Origin of the sequence: Zoogloea sp. 1C4 (assembly GCF_009469605.1) — a bacterium.
GTDB classification, from domain to species: domain Bacteria; phylum Pseudomonadota; class Gammaproteobacteria; order Burkholderiales; family Rhodocyclaceae; genus Zoogloea; species Zoogloea oryzae.
This window is the reverse complement of the sequence record NZ_SSXU01000013.1, coordinates 24,260-42,162: the sequence shown is the minus strand read 5'-3', so window position 1 is coordinate 42,162 and position 17,903 is coordinate 24,260. Positions and strand designations below refer to the sequence as shown.

Annotated in this window: 17 protein-coding genes and 1 tRNA gene; 4 read left to right on the top strand and 14 right to left on the bottom strand. The window is 66.5% G+C overall.

Going from position 1 to position 17,903, the window contains the following annotated elements:
• Nucleotide 1: 1 nt before the first annotated feature.
• The gene (locus GH681_RS15510) at nt 2-346 is read right to left on the bottom strand and encodes a diacylglycerol kinase (RefSeq protein WP_153162404.1); all 345 of its coding nucleotides are present in this window, start codon (nt 344-346) and stop codon (nt 2-4) included.
• 399 nt (nt 347-745) lie between these two features.
• On the opposite strand from GH681_RS15510, the gene GH681_RS15505 reads away from it, so the two are divergent.
• Together GH681_RS15505 and GH681_RS15500 are read left to right on the top strand one after the other, a co-directional pair.
• A complete protein-coding gene (locus GH681_RS15505) occupies nt 746-1,789 on the top strand; it encodes a polysaccharide deacetylase family protein (protein WP_153162403.1) in 1,044 nt (347 codons plus the stop codon).
• A 177-nt stretch (nt 1,790-1,966) separates the two neighbouring features.
• Complete coding sequence (locus GH681_RS15500; protein WP_194271252.1) at nt 1,967-3,268, top strand: sodium:proton antiporter; 1,302 nt, start codon at nt 1,967-1,969, stop codon at nt 3,266-3,268.
• A gap of 6 nt (nt 3,269-3,274) precedes the next feature.
• Here the strand turns inward: GH681_RS15500 and mgtA are convergent, their stop codons facing one another.
• From mgtA to rpsU, 7 genes are all read right to left on the bottom strand, one after another.
• Nucleotides 3,275-6,040, bottom strand: a complete 2,766-nt coding sequence (gene mgtA, locus GH681_RS15495; RefSeq protein WP_153162402.1) for a magnesium-translocating P-type ATPase — start codon at nt 6,038-6,040, stop codon at nt 3,275-3,277.
• 80 nt (nt 6,041-6,120) lie between these two features.
• On the bottom strand, nt 6,121-6,894 hold the full coding sequence (gene scpB / locus GH681_RS15490; protein WP_153162401.1) for a methylmalonyl-CoA decarboxylase: 774 nt from the start codon (nt 6,892-6,894) through the stop codon (nt 6,121-6,123).
• A 127-nt stretch (nt 6,895-7,021) separates the two neighbouring features.
• Nucleotides 7,022-7,098 (bottom strand) — tRNA-Ile (locus GH681_RS15485).
• A gap of 26 nt (nt 7,099-7,124) precedes the next feature.
• A complete protein-coding gene (gene rpoD / locus GH681_RS15480) occupies nt 7,125-9,083 on the bottom strand; it encodes an RNA polymerase sigma factor RpoD (protein ID WP_153162400.1) in 1,959 nt (652 codons plus the stop codon).
• A 75-nt stretch (nt 9,084-9,158) separates the two neighbouring features.
• Nucleotides 9,159-11,057 (bottom strand): DNA primase, encoded by a 1,899-nt coding sequence (dnaG, locus tag GH681_RS15475; protein ID WP_153162399.1) that lies wholly within the window; start codon nt 11,055-11,057, stop codon nt 9,159-9,161.
• A gap of 53 nt (nt 11,058-11,110) precedes the next feature.
• Nucleotides 11,111-11,557 carry a GatB/YqeY domain-containing protein gene (locus GH681_RS15470; protein ID WP_153162398.1) on the bottom strand — a complete coding sequence of 149 codons (447 nt, stop codon included), beginning with the start codon at nt 11,555-11,557 and terminating at the stop codon, nt 11,111-11,113.
• Nucleotides 11,558-11,706: 149 nt separating this feature from the next.
• Complete coding sequence (gene rpsU / locus GH681_RS15465; protein ID WP_079432811.1) at nt 11,707-11,919, bottom strand: 30S ribosomal protein S21; 213 nt, start codon at nt 11,917-11,919, stop codon at nt 11,707-11,709.
• Between the two features lie 142 nt (nt 11,920-12,061).
• Here rpsU and tsaD point away from each other — a divergent pair, with 142 nt between their 5' ends.
• Nucleotides 12,062-13,105 carry a tRNA (adenosine(37)-N6)-threonylcarbamoyltransferase complex transferase subunit TsaD gene (gene tsaD, locus GH681_RS15460; protein WP_153162397.1) on the top strand — a complete coding sequence of 348 codons (1,044 nt, stop codon included), beginning with the start codon at nt 12,062-12,064 and terminating at the stop codon, nt 13,103-13,105.
• A gap of 27 nt (nt 13,106-13,132) precedes the next feature.
• Here the strand turns inward: tsaD and plsY are convergent, their stop codons facing one another.
• Entirely contained in the window at nt 13,133-13,744 is a 612-nt protein-coding gene (plsY, locus tag GH681_RS15455; RefSeq protein ID WP_153162396.1) for a glycerol-3-phosphate 1-O-acyltransferase PlsY, read from the bottom strand.
• Between the two features lie 64 nt (nt 13,745-13,808).
• Between plsY and GH681_RS15450 the strand changes: the two genes are divergently transcribed.
• On the top strand, nt 13,809-14,204 hold the full coding sequence (locus tag GH681_RS15450; protein WP_153162395.1) for a dihydroneopterin aldolase: 396 nt from the start codon (nt 13,809-13,811) through the stop codon (nt 14,202-14,204).
• A gap of 29 nt (nt 14,205-14,233) precedes the next feature.
• Here GH681_RS15450 and GH681_RS15445 read toward each other — a convergent pair whose 3' ends face one another.
• The 5 genes from GH681_RS15445 to GH681_RS15425 all read right to left on the bottom strand — a co-directional run bounded on the left by GH681_RS15445 (nt 14,234) and on the right by GH681_RS15425 (nt 17,881).
• The gene (locus GH681_RS15445; protein WP_153162394.1) at nt 14,234-14,614 is read right to left on the bottom strand and encodes an H-NS family nucleoid-associated regulatory protein; all 381 of its coding nucleotides are present in this window, start codon (nt 14,612-14,614) and stop codon (nt 14,234-14,236) included.
• 158 nt (nt 14,615-14,772) lie between these two features.
• Complete coding sequence (ybaK, locus tag GH681_RS15440) at nt 14,773-15,264, bottom strand: Cys-tRNA(Pro) deacylase (RefSeq protein ID WP_153162393.1); 492 nt, start codon at nt 15,262-15,264, stop codon at nt 14,773-14,775.
• 67 nt (nt 15,265-15,331) lie between these two features.
• The gene (locus tag GH681_RS15435) at nt 15,332-15,871 is read right to left on the bottom strand and encodes a methylated-DNA--[protein]-cysteine S-methyltransferase (protein WP_368666707.1); all 540 of its coding nucleotides are present in this window, start codon (nt 15,869-15,871) and stop codon (nt 15,332-15,334) included.
• A gap of 16 nt (nt 15,872-15,887) precedes the next feature.
• On the bottom strand, nt 15,888-16,478 hold the full coding sequence (locus GH681_RS15430; RefSeq protein ID WP_153162392.1) for a chalcone isomerase family protein: 591 nt from the start codon (nt 16,476-16,478) through the stop codon (nt 15,888-15,890).
• A gap of 125 nt (nt 16,479-16,603) precedes the next feature.
• Nucleotides 16,604-17,881, bottom strand: a complete 1,278-nt coding sequence (locus GH681_RS15425) for a glutamate-5-semialdehyde dehydrogenase (RefSeq protein WP_153162391.1) — start codon at nt 17,879-17,881, stop codon at nt 16,604-16,606.
• Nucleotides 17,882-17,903: the final 22 nt, after the last annotated feature.

The following is a 17,903-nucleotide window of genomic DNA, read 5'->3' as shown; positions in this document are numbered from 1 at the left end:
CCTAGCGCAGCAGATAGGCCACGCCGACCACGATCGCCACGATGGTGGCCACCAGCACCGCGCCGGCGGCCACATCCTTGACCACGCCGATCTCAGGGTGCTGGCCGGGGTGGAGGCGGTCGGCCAGGGTTTCGATGGCGGTGTTGGCCATCTCGGCCACCAGCACCAGCCCGACGGCCAGCCCGATCAGCGCCCACCACACGGCCGGGGCGCCAGTGAGGGTGAGGAAGATGACCACCGCCACCACGGCCGCGCCGTGAGTGCGCATGCTGCGCTCGCGCCGGAAGGCCACGGCGATGCCGCTACGGGCATAGCCGAAGCGGCGCAGGAATCTTTGTCCTTTCATTCTTCCAACTCTACGCCAAGGCTCGTCGGGCTGCCAGCCTGCGGGGAGCGCCGGGCTGGTTGATCATGACACGAAAATTTTTATTTCAGACAGCTAAAGAAATCGGATTCATCCGTCGTTAAGGCAATGACTCCTCCATACCCGTATCGGGTTTGCGCTGACCGCCGGGGAGGCCTCCAGGCAGCATCCCTCTTCCGGCGGTCGCACTTTTCTTCCTCCCCGCTCCGTTCCCGTCCTGGCCCATGCCGGGCAGTGCCATTCGGCCGATCGAACGCCGGATGTTCACCTTTTCACACCTGATCTGCATGGCGGCGTGCCCTTGCGCACCCGGCCGTCGGCGAGACTCTGCTACAGTGCGCAGTCGCTGGCGCAGGCTGGCGTGATGGTCAATCGATCCGCATGAAAAAGACGCTCAAACTCTCTGTTCTGTGGCTCGCGCGTGCGCTGGGCCTGTTCGGTCTTTCCCGTCGCCTCACCCGCTCGAAGCTGCGCATCCTGTGCTACCACGGGGGCAACATCGGTGACGAGCGCCAGTTCAACCCGCTGCTGTTCTGCTCGGCCGAACACCTGGACGCCCGTGTGCGCTGGCTGAAGGACAAGGGCTTCACCGTGGTGCCGCTGGATGCGGCGGTGGATGGCCTTGCCACGCCCCAGGCCCGCCCGGCGCTGCCGGTGGTGCTGACCTTCGACGACGGCTGGTATTCCACCTATCAGGCGCTGCTGCCGGTGCTCGCCCGCCACGGCGTGCCCTCCACCCTTTACCTGTGCACCCAGTATTTCGAGCGGGGCAATCCGATCCCGCCGGTGGTACTCAACTACATCCTCTGGAAATCCGGCAAGTCCGAGATCGACCTGTCCGGCTTCGGGCCCGGCATCGATGGCCATCACGTGCTAGCCGATCGGCCGGCCACCCGCCGGCTGGTGGAGGCGCTGGTCGAGCAGCTCGAAGCCATCGCCGATCCCGTCGCCAACCGGGCATTCGTCGAACGCTTTGCCGCGGCGGTGGGCGTGAGCGACGCCGAGCTGGATCTGGCCTCGCGCCGCTTCGACTACGTGACCCCCGACGAGCTCGCCCGGATCCCGGGCCTCGGCTGCGCCATCGAGCTCCACGGCCACGTCCATCTTTACCCGGTGGGCGTGCCCCAGCGCCTGAAGGACGACCTCGCCGCCTGCGCGAGCGTGATCCGCGGCCAGGGCCTGCCGGAGCCGCGCCATTACTGCTACCCCAGCGGCGATTACGACCACAACGCCCACGCTGCGCTGCAGGAGATTGGCGTCAGATCCGCCACCACCTGCCTTCCGGGCCTGATCGACACCGCGACGGGGCGCGATGTCTCCTACCTGCCGCGCTTCCTGGACGGCGAGCGCATCCACGCGCTGGAGTTCGAGGCCGAGATGAGCGGCTTTTCGGATTTCCTCAAGCGGCTCGCCGGACGCGGCTGAACATCCGCATCGCCCCATCGAACGAAGCCAGGCCCCGCCTGGCTTTTTTTGCGCCTCGTTTCGGCCGGCCGGGCGACGCAAGGGCGCACGGTGCAGCCCGCTTGGGCGCATGATGGTCGACCACGCTTGCGCGAGACTCCGCGTGAGACACGCGCGCGTGTTCCGTGGTGTCTTCTCATGACTGTCTACCACTGGTCGCTGCTGCTCGGCGTCCTTCTCATCAGCATGGTGCTGGCGGGCACGCTGCTCCAGCGGCTGCCCCTCAGCAGCGCGATGATCTATCTGGGCATGGGTTACCTGCTCGGGCCCGGCGGCCTGGGGCTGGTCGAGCCCGACCCCACCCGCTACGCCGACGCGCTGGGCCTGATGGCCGAGATCGCGGTGCTGATTTCCCTGTTTGCCGTTGGCCTCAAGCTGGGTGTGCCGATGTTCGACCGGCGCTGGGTGCTGCCCTGCGTGCTGGCGTTTCCGGCGATGGCGCTCACCGTTGCGCTGATTGCAGTGGTGGGCGTGTGGGGGCTGGGCCTGTCGCCGGGCGAGGCGGTGCTGCTGGGTGGCATCCTGGCGCCGACCGATCCGGTGCTGGCCTCGGGTGTGCAGTCGGAGCCCGGCTCGCGGCCCGACCGGGTGCGCTTCAGCCTGGCCGGGGAGGGCGCGCTCAACGATGGGGCGGCCTTTCCCTTCGTGCTGCTGGGCCTCGGGCTGATGAACCGGCACGAGCTGGGCGAAGGGGGTTGGCGCTGGTTGCTGGTCGATCTGCTGTGGACGACGGCTGGCGGGCTGCTGATCGGGGCGATCCTCGGGGCACTGATCGGCAAGCTGGTGATCTACCTGCGCACCCGCCACCACAGCGCCGTGGGGCTGGACGAGTTCTTGTGCCTCGGGCTGATCGCCATCTCCTACGGGGTTGCCCAGCTGTGCCTGGCGTCGGGTTTTCTGGCGGTGTTCTCGGCCGGGCTGGCCCTGCATCGGGTGCGGGAGGATCCGCTGCCGGGGTCGGTGTCGCTGGACGCGGCGCCCCAGGCCGCCGCGCACGAGGAGCGGGAGACCCATTCCCACCACGCCAGCGCCGCCATGAGCCACGCGGTGGAGGTCTTCAACCAGCAGCTTGAGAAGCTCGCCGAGCTGGCCATCGTGCTGATCATCGGCGCGATGCTGCCCTACGCGGGGTTCCGCCTGTCGCAGGCGTGGTTCATCCCGCTGCTGTTCGTCGTGCTGCGCCCGCTGGCCGTGCTGGTGGTGACGTATCGGCGCCGCCTGCCGGGGCACCAGCGGGCCATGCTCGGCTGGTTCGGCATCCGCGGCATCGGCTCGGTGTTCTATCTGATGTTTGCGCTGCGCAGCGGGGTTTCCGGCCCGCTGGCGGATGAGCTGATCTCGATGACGCTGCTCACCGTGGCGGCGTCCATCCTGGTCCACGGCATCTCGGTGCAGCCCATCATGCGGTGGTACGCCCGGCGCAAGGCCCGCGCGGCCTGAGCGGGCTCACCAGCCGAAGCGCCGGCCATACCAGGCCTTCATGGCCTGGATCAGCCCCGCGTAGCCCAGCAGGATCGCCGCCAGCCAGCCGAAGTAGCTGCCGGGCAGGGGCGCGAGCTTGAAGTAGGGCGCCAGCGGCCCCATCACGATGGCGATGCCGGTGAGCACCGTGAATGCCGTCATCGCCGCCAGGGGCAGGGCAGGGCGGCTCTCCACAAAGGGCAGCTTGCGGGTGCGGATCATGTGCACCACCAGCGTCTGGGAGAGCAGGCCTTCGACGAACCAGCCGGACTGGAACAGCGTCTGGGCCGCCGGGGTGGTGGCGTGGAAGACGAACCACATCAGCCCGAAGGTGAGCAGATCGAAGATCGAGCTGATCGGCCCGAAGCACAGCATGAAGCGGCCCAGCCCTTCCACGTTCCAGTGCTGGGGCGTGCGCAGGGATTCCTCATCCACGTTGTCGAAGGGGATGCCGGTCTGGGAGATGTCGTAGAGCAGGTTCTGCAGCAGAAGGTGCATCGGCAGCATCGGCAGGAAGGGCAGGAAGACGCTCGCCACCAGCACCGAGAACACGTTGCCGAAGTTGGAGCTGGCCGTCATCCGGATGTACTTGAGCATGTTGGCGAAGGTCTTGCGGCCTTCGCGCACGCCGTCGGCCAGCACCATCAGGCTCTTCTCGAGCAGGATGATGTCGGCGGTCTCCTTGGCGATGTCGGCGGCGGTATCCACCGAGATGCCGATGTCCGCCGCGTGCAGCGCCGGCGCGTCGTTGATGCCATCGCCGAGAAAGCCCACCACATGGCCGTTGGCCCGCAGCGCCCGCACCACGCGCTCCTTGTCGAGGGGCGACAGCTTGGCGAAGACGGTGGTGGATTCCACCGCCCGGCGCAGCGTGGCGTCGTCCATCCCGGCCACCTTACTGCCCAGCAGGGTGCCGGCGACATCGAGCCCGACCTCCCGGCACACCCGCGCGGTGACGAGCGCGTTGTCGCCGGTGAGCACCTTGGCGGTGATGCCGTTGGCGCGCAGGCTGGCCAGCGCGGGTGCGGCGCTGTCCTTGGGCGGGTCGAGGAAGGCCACGTAGCCGGCGAGGGTGAGGCCGGCCTCGTCGGCCACGCTGCAGCGATCCTGGCCCGGCGGCAGGGGCTTGGTTGCCACGCCCACCACGCGCAGGCCGTCGGCGTTGAGGGTGTCGGTCTGCGCGCGGATGTGGGCGAGCAGCTCGGGCGTCAGGGGCTCGGTGGCATCGCCGCGGCGCACCGCGCTGCAGGCCGCCAGCATCTCCTCGATGGCGCCCTTGCAGATCAGCAGGTGCTGCGGGTCGCTGCCATCCTGCCGGGCCACCACCACCGACATGCGCCGGCGCTGGAAGTCGAAGGGGATCTCATCCACCTTGCGGAAATCCCGCGCCGGATCGAGCTTGCCCAGTTCGTCGCTCCCGGCCAGCACGGCCACGTCGAGGAGGTTCTTGAGGCCGGTCTGGTAGTGGCTGTTGAGCCAGGCGTATTGCAGCACCTCGACGGATTTCCGGCCGTCGATGTCGGTGTGGCGCTGCAGGACGATGTGGTCCTGGGTGAGGGTGCCGGTCTTGTCGGTGCACAGCACGTCCATCGCCCCGAAGTTCTGGATCGCATCGAGCCGCTTGACGATGACCTTGCGCCGCGAAAGCAGCACCGCGCCCTTGGCGAGGGTGGAGGTGACCACCATCGGCAGCATCTCCGGCGTGAGACCGATGGCCACCGACATGGCAAACAGTCCTGCCTCGAGCCAGTCGCCCTTGGTGAGGCCGTTGGTGACGAAGACGATGGGCGTCATCACCGCCATGAAGCGGATCAGCAGCCAGCTCACCTTGTTCACGCCGGCCTGGAAGGCGGTGGGGGTCTGCTCGACAGCGGCGACCCGGTCGGCCAGGGTGCCGAAATAAGTCTGCGCGCCGGTGGCGAGCACCACGCCGGTGGCCGAGCCGCTGAGCACGGTGGTGCCCATGAAGGCGAGGCTGTCCATCTCCAGCGGGCTGGTGGCGGTGGCGCGGCGCTGGGTGTCGAACTTCTCGACCGGCAGGGCCTCGCCGGTCATCGCGCCCTGGCCCACGAAGAGATCCCGGGCCGACAGCAGGCGCAGGTCGGCAGGCACCAGATCCCCCGCCGACAGCACCACGATGTCGCCGGGCACGAGATCGCGGGGGGCGATCTCGACGCAGCGCACGTTACGCCCTTCCACCTCCACGTGGCGCGTCTCGACCGGGGCGGCGGGGTTGTCGGTCTGCCGTCGCAGCACCGTGGCCGTGCTGCTCACCATCGCCTTCAGGGCGTCGGCGGCGCGGCTGGAGCGGCGCTCCTGGATGAAGCGGATCAGCGTGGACAGCACCACCATGCAGCCGATCACGGTGGTCGCCTTCAGGTCGCCCGAATACCACGACGCGGCGGCGAGCACCGACAGCAGCAGGTTGAAGGGATCGACGTAGCAATGCCACAGGTGCAGCCAGGCGGGCAGGGGCTTCTCGTGGAGGACCACGTTCTCGCCGGTGCGCCGGCGGATGCGGGCCGCCTGCTGGGCGTCCAGCCCGTCCGGGTGGCTGTGCAGGCGGGCGAGCAGCTGATCCGGCGCTTCGGTGGCGGCGGCGGTGAGGGTGCGCGCCAGATCCGGCGGCACCGTCTTGCTGACCGGCGCGTGGCGGAACAGCTCGAAGCTGAAATGGCGCAGGAAGTGCCGGGCGGCGCGGCGCCGCTGCAGGTGCGAGACGAAATGGGCACGCAGGCGCGATGGCTTCATCGGAAGAGCCCTGATCAAGCCTTGACTCTACGCCGATCAGGCCCGCGCCGCCGTACGCTTGCGCACGTAGCGGGCGGGGGCTATTCGCCCCTGAACACCGGCTTGCGCTTCTCCCGGAAGGCCTGCACGCCCTCGGCGTAATCGCGGCTGTTGTACACCACCCGGCGCAGGCCCTGGATGCGCTCGAAGTCCTCTGGCGACATGGTGTGGGCGCCGGCCAGGATGCGCAGCTGCTCCTTCATCACCGCGATGGACAGCGGCGCGTTGGCGGCGATGCGGTGCGCCATGGCGAAGGTGACGGCCTCGAGCTCGGCCTTGTCCACCACCTTGTTGATCACGCCCAGGCTGCACAGGCGCTCCACCGACAGCGGATCGGCGGTGAACAGCATCTCCTTGGCGATGTTGAGCGGCGCGGCGTTGAGGAAGGTGAGCAGGCCACCCACGTTGTAGGGCACGTTGAGGCGGGCGGGCGTGGCGGCGAATGTGGCGTCGCTGGCGGCAACGATCAGGTCGCAGGCGAACACGGTTTCGCAGGCGCCGCCCCACACGCTGCCTTCGATCATCGCGATCACCGGCGCCGGAAACAGCTCGATCTCGCGGATCAGCTTGCGCATCGGATCACGCCAGGCCAGCGGGTCGAGCCCGGCGGCCGGCAGCTCGTCGATGTCGTGCCCCGCCGACCACACCGTGCTGCCCGGCTTCGCCCGCAGCACCACGCAACGCACCCCCGCCGAGCGGAAGGATTCCAGCGCCGCGGTGAACCCCTGGACCATCTCTTCGCAGAAGGCGTTGCGCCTGTGGTCGCGGTCGAGGGTGATGGTGCCGATGTTGTCGGCAATGGCGAGCAGCAGCATGGCAGGGCCTCGTGGTCGAAACGCAGATGATAACCAGCGCGGCCCCGCTTGGCCGGCGTGGCGGTGCAGAGACCGCCAAAAGCAAAAGGCCAGCCCTCATGAGGCTGGCCTAAGTGCTTGATGCGATTGGTGGGCCCAACAGGACTTGAACCTGTGACCAAGCGATTATGAGTCGCCTGCTCTAACCAACTGAGCTATGGGCCCGACGAAACGGGGTGCGGCCCGACGGGTCAGGCTTCGTTGTCGAGGAAGCTGCGCAGGCGTTCCGAGCGGCTCGGGTGGCGTAGCTTGCGCAGGGCCTTGGCTTCGATCTGGCGGATGCGTTCGCGGGTCACGTCGAACTGCTTGCCGACTTCTTCCAGGGTGTGGTCGGTGTTCATCTCGATGCCGAAGCGCATGCGCAGCACCTTGGCTTCCCTCGGGGTGAGGGAGTCCAGCACTTCCTTGGTGGCGTCGCGCAGGCTGGAGTACAGCGCCGCTTCGGCCGGAGCCAGGGTGGCGTTGTCTTCGATGAAATCGCCCAGGTGGGAGTCGTCGTCGTCGCCGATGGGGGTTTCCATCGAGATGGGTTCCTTGGAGATCTTGAGGATCTTGCGGATCTTCTCCTCGGGCATTTCCATCTTCTCGGCCAGGGTCTGCGGATCGGGCTCGTTGCCGGTTTCCTGCAGGATCTGGCGGGAGATGCGGTTCATCTTGTTTATCGTCTCGATCATGTGCACCGGGATGCGGATGGTGCGCGCCTGGTCGGCGATCGAGCGGGTGATGGCCTGACGGATCCACCACGTGGCGTACGTGGAGAACTTGTAGCCGCGACGGTATTCGAACTTGTCCACGGCCTTCATCAAGCCGATGTTGCCCTCCTGGATCAGGTCGAGGAACTGCAGGCCGCGGTTGGTGTACTTCTTGGCGATGGAGATCACCAGACGCAGGTTGGCCTCGGTCATCTCGCGCTTGGCGCGGCGGGCCTTGGCTTCGCCGGTGGACATCTGCTTGTTGATGTCCTTGAGTTCCTTCAGCGGAATGCCGATGCGGTCTTGGAGGTCGATGAGCTTCTGTTGCTCTTCAAGCACGGCCGGCTGCATGCGCATCAGCACCGGCGCGTTGTTCGGGCCGGCGGCGATCTCGGCCTTCAGCCAGTCGAGGTTGGTCTCGTTGCCCGGGAAGCTCTTGATGAAGTGCGGACGCGGCATGCTGGCCTTGTCGACGCACAGGTGCAGGATTTTGCGCTCATGGGCACGGGCCTGGTCGACCATGTGACGCACGGCGTCGCACAGGCGCTCGGTGGTGCGGGCGGTGAAGCGGATGTTCATCAGCTCGGTGGAGACCTGCTCCTGGAGCTTCAGATAGTTCTTGTCCTGGTAACCCTTCTTCTGGAGGGCTGCGGCCATCTTTTCGTAGAGGCTGCGCAGGTTGGCGAAGCGCTCGAGGGCCTCGGCCTTCATCTTGATGAGGGACGCGGACTGGGCGCCGCTGGCGCCGTCGCCGTCTTCCTCTTCGTCGTCCTCGGCGTCGTCGACCTCGAGATCCTCGGTCTCGGCGAGGGCTTCGATGTCCTCGACGGCGTTCGGATCGATCAGGCCGTCGATGAGCTCGTCGATGCGCATCTCGTCGCGGGAGATCTTGTCGGCGGACTCGAGGATGTCGGCGATGGTGGTCGGGCAGGCGGAGATCGCCTGGATCATGTGCTTGAGGCCTTCCTCGATCCGCTTGGCGATCTCGATTTCGCCTTCGCGGGTGAGGAGCTCCACGGTGCCCATCTCGCGCATGTACATGCGGACGGGGTCGGTGGTGCGGCCGAATTCGGAATCCACGGCGGACAGGGTCTGCTCGGCTTCGGCTTCGGCCTGCTCGTCATCAACGACCGTGGGCGCGACTTCAGACATCAGCAGGTCTTCTGCGGCCGGGGCCACGTCGAACACCTGGATGCCCATGTCGTTGAAGGTGCTGATGATCGACTCGATCTGCTCGGCGTCGACGAGGTCGTCCGGCAGGTGGTCGTTGATCTCGGCGTAGGTCAGGTAGCCCCGTTCCTTGCCGAGGGCGATCAGGGTCTTGAGCCGCGTGCGGCGGACTTCAGCCTCTTCTGCCGAGGGAGCCTCGGCGATCATCGGGGCGAGTTTGTCCTTGACCTTCGCGGCGCGCGGCTTGGCCGGGGCCTTGCGAGGTTGTTTGGGCTTGTCCGTGGTCATGGCGGTCCTCGATTTGTCGTCCGATTGATGGACGGTTGTCTCGGCGGCGCGTTTTGCGCGAAACCGAAAATTATATTACGAATCCGATGCTTTTGGGCGAGGCTTAAGTCTCTGTTTGGCGGAAATCAGCTCCTTGAGGCGCTGTTTTTCGGCCGTATTCAGGCTCGTCTCGCGGGCTCTGGCGTTGAGGCTGACGATTTCCTTCTCGATCAGATCCGCTTCAAGCTTGTAGAGCGTGTCGTTGAAAAGGCGTTCAATGGTCGTGTCGTCGATGGTCTCGTCGGCCAGTTGGCCGGCTGCGCGGGACAGCGCCGCCGCATGGGGCGTGTCGCGGTAGTGCTCGATCAGGGCGCCCAGGCCGTGGGTGGGCAGGTCGCCGACGCTCATCGCATCGACGATGGCGATCAGGGCGAGGCCTTCCGGGGTGTCGCCGGGCAGCAGGTCGATGGGCAGGCGGGCGGCCCACACGGGGTGCTGGACGACCAGCTTGAGGAGCGTCTCGATGGCCGACTGCGGCGCCTGGCGCGGCGGGAGGCGCGGCAGGCCCTGGCGGCGCTTGCCGCGGAATCCGCCGTTGCCGCCGAAGCCGTTGTTGCCACCAAAATCGCCCCGGTTGCCGAAGCCGCCACGATCGAAACCGCCTCGCCCGAAGTCGTCGAAGGGGGGCGGTTCGTCGTTGCGGCGAGGCATGGCCGAGGCGTTCTTGAGACCGAAGGATTGCTCGATCTCGGCCTGGGTGAAGCCGGCGGTCTCGGCCAGCATCTTGATGACCTGCAGGCGCAGCAGCGGGGCGCCGATCCGGGTGACCAGCGGCTTGGCTTCGTGGACGAGCCTGGCGCAGCCTTCGGCGGTGGCGAGATCCACGTCCTTCTTCAGCTCGGCGAGGAGGAATTCGGCCAGGGGCTGGGCGCGGTTCATCGCGGCGCGGAAGGCGTCCGGGCCTTCGGTGCGGACGAAACTGTCCGGGTCGTGCTCTTCGGGCAGGAACAGGAAGGTGAGGGTCTTGTTGTCAGCCAGATGTTCGAGGCTGACTTCGAGCGCCCGGCCGGCGGCGCGGCGACCGGCGGCGTCGCCGTCGAAGCAGAACACGACGCGGTCGGTGAGGCGCAGGAGCTTCTGGATGTGGTGCGGTGTGGCGGCGGTGCCGAGGGTGGCGACCGCGTTACCCACGCCGAACTGGGCGAGGCCGACTACGTCCATGTAGCCTTCGACGACGAGCACGCATTCCTGGTCGCGGATCGCCTGGCGGGCCTGGACGAGGCCGTAGAGCTCGCGGCCCTTCTCGAAGATCGGGGTTTCGGGCGAGTTGAGATACTTGGGCTCGCCCTTGCCGAGGACGCGGCCGCCGAAGCCGATCACGTTGCCGCGCTGGTCCTGGATCGGGAACATGATGCGGTCGCGGAAGCGGTCGTAGCGGCGGCCTTGCTCGTTTTCGAGCACCAGCCCGCATTCGAGCAGGCTGGCGGCGGAATAGTCGGGGAAGGCGGCCTGCAGCGCCTGCCAGCCTTCGGGCGCGTAGCCCAGGCCGTAGCGGGCGGCGATCTCGCCGGTCAGTCCGCGGCCCTTGAGGTAGTCGATGGCGATCGGGCTACGCTTGAGCTGCTCTTTATAGAAGCGCGCGGCCTGGGCCATGAGTTCGGTGAGGGATTGCTCGCGGACGCGGTCGCGGTTGGGTGTGAAGTCATCCTGGGGGACTTCCATCCCGACGTTGCTGGCGAGCTCCTTCACCGCGTCGATGAAGCCGAGGCCGCTGTACTCCATCAGGAAGCTGATGGCGCTGCCGTGGGCGCCGCAGCCGAAGCAGTGATAGAACTGCTTGGTGGGGCTTACCGAAAACGACGCGGATTTCTCGCCGTGGAACGGGCAGCAGGCGAAATAGTTCGCACCGCCCTTCTTGAGCGGCAGATAGCGTTCGATCACCTCGACGATGTCGACGCGGGCGAGCAGATCCTGGATGAAGGATTGCGGAATCATGATGGCCAGCCGGCGCCGGCGGCCTGGCCGCTACGGCGCCATCTTCATGAATCCTAGTTGGTGAGGCGGGATTTCACCAGTTTGGAAACCTCGGCCATGTCGGCCTTGCCGGCGAGCTTCGGCTTGAGGACGGCCATCAGCTTGCCCATGTCGGCGGCGCTGGCGGCGCCGGTCGAGGCGATGGCGGCATCCACCTCGGCGGCGATCTGCTCGACGGTGAGGCCGGCGGGCTTGTAGGCGGTGAGCACGTCGATCTCGAAGCGCTCGGCGCTCGCCAGATCAAAGCGCTGGGCGGCCTCGTACTGGGTGACGGAGTCGCGACGCTGCTTGAGCATCTTGTCTAACACCGTGATGACCGCGGCGTCATCCAGTTCGATGCGTTCGTCTACTTCCTTTTGCTTGATGGCGGCCAGCAGCAGGCGCAGCGCCGACAGGCGGGCGGTTTCCTTGGCACGCATGGCGGCCTTCATGTCTTCGTTGATCTGGGCTTTGAGGGACACGAAAGAGATTCCTGGCGAAAGGGTGGGCGACGCGACGCAGGCCCGACAAGGCAAGGCTGCGGGCTGGCGAACCAAAAGGCAAACGCCACGCGCTCGCGCTGAAGCGCGTATCGCGTGGCGAAGCGGGAAGCGTGTACTCGGGGTGTTGCTTAGTACATCTTCGGGGGCAGGGTCTGGCTGCGCAGGCGCTTGTGGTGGCGCTTGACGGCGGCGGCCAGCTTGCGCTTGCGTTCGGCGGTCGGCTTTTCGTAGAACTCGCGGGAGCGGAGTTCGGGCAGGAGGCCCACTTTTTCAATGGTGCGCTTGAAGCGACGGATGGCTACTTCGAACGGCTCGTTTTCTTTGACGCGAATACCCGGCATTGCGTGCTTCCTCGAAAATTCTTTGGACGGAAAAACGAAGAGTATAACCAAGTCGTTCGGGTCCACCAAGCCCAATTTTCAGTTTTGGGTGTGGCCCAGAGGCCTGGAAGGGTAAAATCGCGTTTTTTCTTCGGGCTGATCCATGCGCGTTCTGGGCATCGAAACCTCCTGCGACGAGACTGGCGTGGCCATCTACGAGACCGGCCGGGGCCTGCTGGGCCATCGTCTCCACTCCCAGATCGACCTGCACGCCGCCTACGGCGGGGTGGTGCCGGAGCTGGCTTCTCGCGACCACATCCGCCGTCTGCCGCTGCTGCTGCGCGAGACGCTGGAAGTCACCGGGCTCGCGATGGCCGACATCGACGCGGTGGCCTACACCGCCGGCCCCGGTCTGGCCGGTGCGCTGCTGGTGGGGGCGAGCGTGGCCGAATCCCTGGGGGTGGCGCTCGAAGTGCCGGTGCTGCCGGTGCATCACCTGGAGGGGCATCTGCTGTCGCCGCTACTGTCGGCTACGCCGCCGAGCTTTCCGTTCGTGGCGCTGCTGGTGTCGGGCGGCCATACCCAGCTGATGCGGGTGGCGGGCGTTGGCGATTACACCCTGCTCGGCGAGACGGTGGATGACGCCGCAGGCGAAGCCTTCGACAAGACCGCCAAGCTGATCGGCTTGGGCTATCCGGGCGGGCCGGCGCTGGCGAAGCTGGCGCAGCAGGGCAAGCCGGGGCGCTTCAAGCTGCCGCGGCCGATGCTGCACAGCAAGGATTTCGATTTCAGTTTCAGCGGCCTGAAGACGGCGGTGCTCACCGCTGCGTCGGCGCCGGATTTCGTGCCGGAGGATCGGGCGGACCTGGCGGCGGAATTTCAGGCGGCGGTGGTCGAGGTGCTGGTGGCCAAGTCGATGGCGGCCCTCAAGCACACGGGGCTCAAGCAGCTGGTGGTGGCGGGGGGCGTTGGGGCGAATCTCGCGCTACGGGCCCAGCTCGATGTGGCGGCAGCGAAGCGCAAGGCGCGGGTGTTCTATCCGGAGCTGGAGCTGTGCACCGACAACGGCGCGATGATCGCCTTTGCAGGCGCGCTGCGTTTTGCCGCCGGCGAAACGGTTGAGCCCGCCGCGGGGCGGTTTGCGGTACGGCCGCGCTGGAGTCTGCAGGACATCCGGCCGCCCATGGTGGTCGGGCAGGCAGATTGAGTTTTGGATTGTGGTTGGGCCGGCGTTTCAGCCGGCCTTTTTCTTGCTGCCGATGCGGCTTTCCTGGCCGGCGACGAGGCGCTTGATGTTGTCCTTGTGGCGCCACACGAGCAGCGCCGACATCACGGCGATGGCGGTGATCCAGTTGGGGCCCAGGTCGAACAGGTAGGCCAGCGCCGGAGCGGCCAGCGCGGCGCACAGGGCTGCGAGGGACGAGTAGCGAAGGGTGAAGGCCACGCCAAGCCAGACGCCCAGCACCGCCAGCCCCAGCAGACCCTTGGCGCCGATCAGCACGCCGGCAGCGGTGGCCACGCCCTTGCCGCCCTTGAAACCGAGAAACACCGGAAACAGGTGGCCGAAGAAGGCAGCAAGGCCCGCTGCCGGCGCGGCGATGGCGCCGATCCCGAAGCCCGGCGCAAAGCTGTCGGCCAGCCACACGGCCAGCCAGCCCTTGAAGGCGTCGCCCACCAGGGTGAGGGCGGCGGCGAGCTTGTTGCCGCTGCGCAGGACGTTGGTGGCGCCCGGGTTGCCGGAACCGTAGGAGCGGGGGTCGGCCATGCCGAAAAGCCGGCTTACGACAACCGCGAAGGGAATGGAGCCGATCAGGTAGGCCGCGAGGAGCAAAAGGGCGAAATGCATTTTGGCGTGAGTGCTTTTGGAGGCGTACGGGCTAGAATGTGCGCGATTTTAGCTGGGACACACGATGGATTTCATTTTTATCGAAGCGCTGCGGGTCAAGTCGCGGGTGGGCATCTATCCGCGGGAGCAGGTTGCCGATCAGCCGCTCGAACTCAACCTGACTTTTGGCGTGCCGGATGCGGCAGCCGAGCATGACGACATTGCGGACACGATCGATTACGCCAAGGTGATCGAGCGGATTCGCGCCGAACTGGCGGTGCGTCAATTCAATCTGATCGAGACACTGGGGGAATTCATCGTCAAATTGTTATTCGACGAATTTGGCGCCCCGTGGGTGAAGCTGGCGATTGCCAAGATTGGCGTGATGAAGGATGTGCGGCGGGTTGGCGTATTCATCGAACGCGGCCGCAATGGCGCCGAACCTCCGGCTCACGCTCCCACTGCCGGCCTGCCGGGCTGAGCCCGGCGGGGGCGTGGCAATGCGCTGAATCAGGCTTCGGCGCTGGTGGCGCGCAGGTCGTCGAGGGCCTTGCCCTGGGCGAGCCAGTCGATCACCCACTGGGGCTTGCGGCCGTGGCCGGTCCAGCCGATGGCGGCGTTTTCCGGGTGACGGAACTTGATCACCGAGGCGGGCTTGGCGGCCTTCTTGGCGGCGGGCTTGGCTGCAGCCTTCTTGGGCGCGGGGGCGGCCTTTTCGGTGGCTTCCTGGCCGCCGATCACGTCGGTGAGGCTCATGCCGTGTTCGGCGGCGAGCTTCTGCATCCGCTTCAGCAGATCCTTCTTGGCCGTGTCGGAACGGCGCCGGATTTCGGTCTCGACTTTGGTCTGGAGACGGCGCAATTCGGCAAGGGAAAGGGTGGAGATATCCATGGCGGTGTTGTCCTTCGGCGTGGCGTTTTGAGTGCGATCAGCGTTTGAGATGAATGTGGCGGCTGGACGACCAATCGCCACGGCAGGCATTTCAATGCCTTTATTCAGGCGCTTATTCTGCCACTTTTATTTGACGATCGGGCAAGTCTTTTTGTTATTCATTCAAGCGCCACTGTGACGATGGTTGGCTTGAGTATCCGCAGAATGTCGTGGGGATGGACGCCGACGAGAAAGCCTCTTTTGCCGCCATTGATGTAAATCAGCGGCAGGTCGAGGATGCTGCGCTCCATGAATAGAGGCATGGCCTTGCGGGTGCCGAAGGGCGAGGTGCCGCCGACCATGTAGCCCGTGTGGCGCTGGGCGACGGCCGGGTCGCAGGGGCTGATCTGCTTGTGCCCTGCCTGGCGGGCGAGTTCCTTGGTGGAGACCTTGCGGTCGCCGTGCATCAGGATGATCAGCGGCTGGCGGCTTTCGTTTTCCATCACCAGGGTTTTGACGACCGCGTGTTCGGCGACATTCAATTCCCGGGACGAGACTTTCGTTCCGCCGTGATCCTCATACGCATAGAGGTGGGTGGAGAAGGGAATCTGGTGCTGCCGCAGGAAGCGGGTGGCCGGCGTTTCCGGCGCGTGCTGGTCGGGACGGGACATGATGGCGATTGGTTGAATGTGAATTTCTGATGAAACGGCGGGCGATGATCCGGCGTATTGCCGGAATTCAGATCGCGCCTTCGTGGCGCAATAACCAGCGTTTTGTGTCTATTAGGTGGCCATGATTCTCGTGGGCGAATCCGCCCACGCCGGCGGCCGCGACGACCCGGTGACACGGAATGACGAGCGGAAAGGGATTGTCGCCACAGGCCTGGCCGACGGCCCGGGCGATGCTGCCGGCGTCGCGGGCGAGTTCGCCGTAGCTGCGGGTGGCGCCCCGGGGAATCGCGGCGATGGCGGCCCAGATGCGGCGCCGGAAAGGCGTTCCACGGCCGGCCAGCGGGAGATCAAAGGGGAAATCCGGGTCCGACAGATAATTGGCCAGCTGCCCGATGGCCTTTTCGGCGAGCCGATTGGCCGGGGAAATCTCCGGCTGGCCGGGGGGCAGGAATTCGATTGTCTGGATCAATTGATCGTCGCTGAGGACGCCGACCGCGCCGAATGGCGCTGACATCACCGCGGAAAAAGCCGGAATGGAGGAAGGCGGCCGATCGGTGGCGGTGGGATTGAACAAGGGGGCCATGCCGGAATTCTGCGCCTGCGGCACGGCCCGGGCAAGGTGCTCAGCCTTTGCCGAGCAGGGCGTTTTTCAGGTCGGCGTCGACGGGCTTGTCGCCCAGCCAGATACGCAGCAGGGCGCGATAGAAGTCTTCGCCGGGAATGTCCTTGCCGCGGGCGTCATTGCCAACCGAGAGGCGGGTGCCGCTGGCGGGCAGCCATTCGAGGCGGATCTGGGTGCCCGCGGGGGCGGCCTTGATGGCCAGCAGGGCGTTGCGGAACTCGTCGCTGCGGGCCTGGAGCTTGGCGAACTCGGCTTCGCTGTGATTCTTCTTGAGGCCCTCGACGAGGGCGTCGGCGAATTGTTCGGCGGTGAGGTCGCGCAGGGTGACGATCTGGATGCGCTTGGGGCCGGCCAGGGTGGCGATGGCGTCGGGGGTGTCGGCGTGGCGGGGCAGGTAGAGGCCCATTGCGTACACCTTGAGCATGAAGCGGGTGCGCAGGCCGGCGCCGTTGAGGGCGAGGTCGCTGCCGGCGACGGTGCTCCGGTCGTCAAAGCGCACGCCGGCGACGTCGGCTGCATGGGCCGGCAGGGCGGCGAAGAGGGCGGTGGTGAGGCTGGCTGCGACGAATGCGCGGCGAAGGATGGGTTGCATGGCTGTCTCCTCGGTTTTGATGGGCAAACGCCCGTTCATCGAGTTTCTACTCGATTTCGAACGGGCGTTTGAATCTTAACCGGAAGACTTCCGGCAGGGAAAGCGCGATGTGCGTCGGGCGGGTGTCAGGCGCGTACGTCTCCGTTGCCGAAGACGATCCACTTCTGGCTGGTGAGGCCTTCGAGGCCGACCGGGCCGCGGGCGTGGATCTTGTCGGTGGAGATGCCGATCTCGGCGCCGAGGCCGTATTCGAAGCCGTCGGCGAAGCGCGTCGAGGCGTTGATCATCACCGACGCGGAGTCGACCTCGCGCAGGAAGCGCATCGCCCGGGTGTAGTCCTCGGTGACGATGGATTCGGTGTGCTGGGACGAGCAGGTGTTGATGTGCTCGATGGCATCGTCGAGGCCGGCGACGACCTTGATGGCGATGATCGGGGCGAGGAATTCCTCGGTCCAGTCGGATTCGACGGCGGCCTTGAGCTGGGCTTCGGGCACGCCGGCTTCGCGCAGGATCGCCAGCGACGCCGGGCAGGCGCGCAGCTCGACGCCCTTGCCGGCGAGCATGGCGCCGATGGCGGGCAGCTGGGCGTGGGCGATGGCGGCATCCACCAGCAGGGATTCGGTGGTGTTGCAGGTGCCGTAGCGCTGGGTCTTGGAGTTTTCGACGATGGCGAGGGCCTTGGCCGGATCGGCGCGTTCGTCCACGTACACGTGGCAGTTGCCGTCCAGGTGCTTGATGACGGGCACGCGGGCGTCGTTGGAAATGCGCTCGATGAGGCCCTTGCCACCGCGGGGGACGATCACGTCCACGAACTGGGGCATGGTGATGAGCTCGCCGACGGCGGCGCGGTCGGTGGTCTCGACGACCTGGATCGACATCTCGGGCAGGCCGGCGGCGGCCAGGCCGGCGCGCACGCAGGCGGCGATGGCCTGGTTGGAGTGCAGGGCTTCCTTGCCACCGCGCAGGATGGCGGCGTTGCCGGACTTGAGGCACAGGGCGGCGGCATCGGCCGTCACGTTGGGGCGGGCTTCGTAGATGATGCCGATGACGCCCAGCGGCACGCGCATCTTGCCGACGGTGATGCCGGACGGGCGGCGCTTGAGGTCGGTCATCTCGCCGACCGGATCGGGCAGGGCGGCGACTTGCTCGAGGCCCTGGGCCATCGATTCGATGCCTTTTTCAGACAGGGTGAGGCGGTCGACCATCGCCGGCTCGAGGCCATTGGCGCGGGCTTCGGCGAGATCCTGAGCGTTGGCGTCGAGGAGCTGCGCCTTGCGGGCGCGGATCTCGGTGGCCATGGCCAGGAGAGCCTTGTTCTTGGCGTCGGTGGAGGCGGCGGCGACAGCGCGGCTGGCGGCGCGGGCCTGACGGCCGACGGTCTGCATGTAGGTCTTGATGTCCATCTTTTCTCGCTTTGAATCGATT

Bases quoted from the DNA above. Each gene is read 5' to 3' on its own strand.
- GH681_RS15445 (WP_153162394.1), bottom strand. From the start codon at position 14,614: ATGGATATCTCCACCCTTTCCCTTGCCGAATTGCGCCGTCTCCAGACC.
- rpsU (WP_079432811.1), bottom strand. From the start codon at position 11,919: ATGCCGGGTATTCGCGTCAAAGAAAACGAGCCGTTCGAAGTAGCCATC.
- ybaK (WP_153162393.1), bottom strand. From the start codon at position 15,264: ATGTCCCGTCCCGACCAGCACGCGCCGGAAACGCCGGCCACCCGCTTC.
- mgtA (WP_153162402.1), bottom strand. From the start codon at position 6,040: ATGAAGCCATCGCGCCTGCGTGCCCATTTCGTCTCGCACCTGCAGCGG.
- GH681_RS15505 (WP_153162403.1), top strand. From the start codon at position 746: ATGAAAAAGACGCTCAAACTCTCTGTTCTGTGGCTCGCGCGTGCGCTG.
- tsaD (WP_153162397.1), top strand. From the start codon at position 12,062: ATGCGCGTTCTGGGCATCGAAACCTCCTGCGACGAGACTGGCGTGGCC.
- plsY (WP_153162396.1), bottom strand. From the start codon at position 13,744: ATGCATTTCGCCCTTTTGCTCCTCGCGGCCTACCTGATCGGCTCCATT.
- scpB (WP_153162401.1), bottom strand. From the start codon at position 6,894: ATGCTGCTGCTCGCCATTGCCGACAACATCGGCACCATCACCCTCGAC.
- rpoD (WP_153162400.1), bottom strand. From the start codon at position 9,083: ATGACCACGGACAAGCCCAAACAACCTCGCAAGGCCCCGGCCAAGCCG.
- GH681_RS15430 (WP_153162392.1), bottom strand. From the start codon at position 16,478: ATGCAACCCATCCTTCGCCGCGCATTCGTCGCAGCCAGCCTCACCACC.
- GH681_RS15510 (WP_153162404.1), bottom strand. From the start codon at position 346: ATGAAAGGACAAAGATTCCTGCGCCGCTTCGGCTATGCCCGTAGCGGC.
- GH681_RS15425 (WP_153162391.1), bottom strand. From the start codon at position 17,881: ATGGACATCAAGACCTACATGCAGACCGTCGGCCGTCAGGCCCGCGCC.
- dnaG (WP_153162399.1), bottom strand. From the start codon at position 11,057: ATGATTCCGCAATCCTTCATCCAGGATCTGCTCGCCCGCGTCGACATC.
- GH681_RS15450 (WP_153162395.1), top strand. From the start codon at position 13,809: ATGGATTTCATTTTTATCGAAGCGCTGCGGGTCAAGTCGCGGGTGGGC.
- GH681_RS15500 (WP_194271252.1), top strand. From the start codon at position 1,967: ATGACTGTCTACCACTGGTCGCTGCTGCTCGGCGTCCTTCTCATCAGC.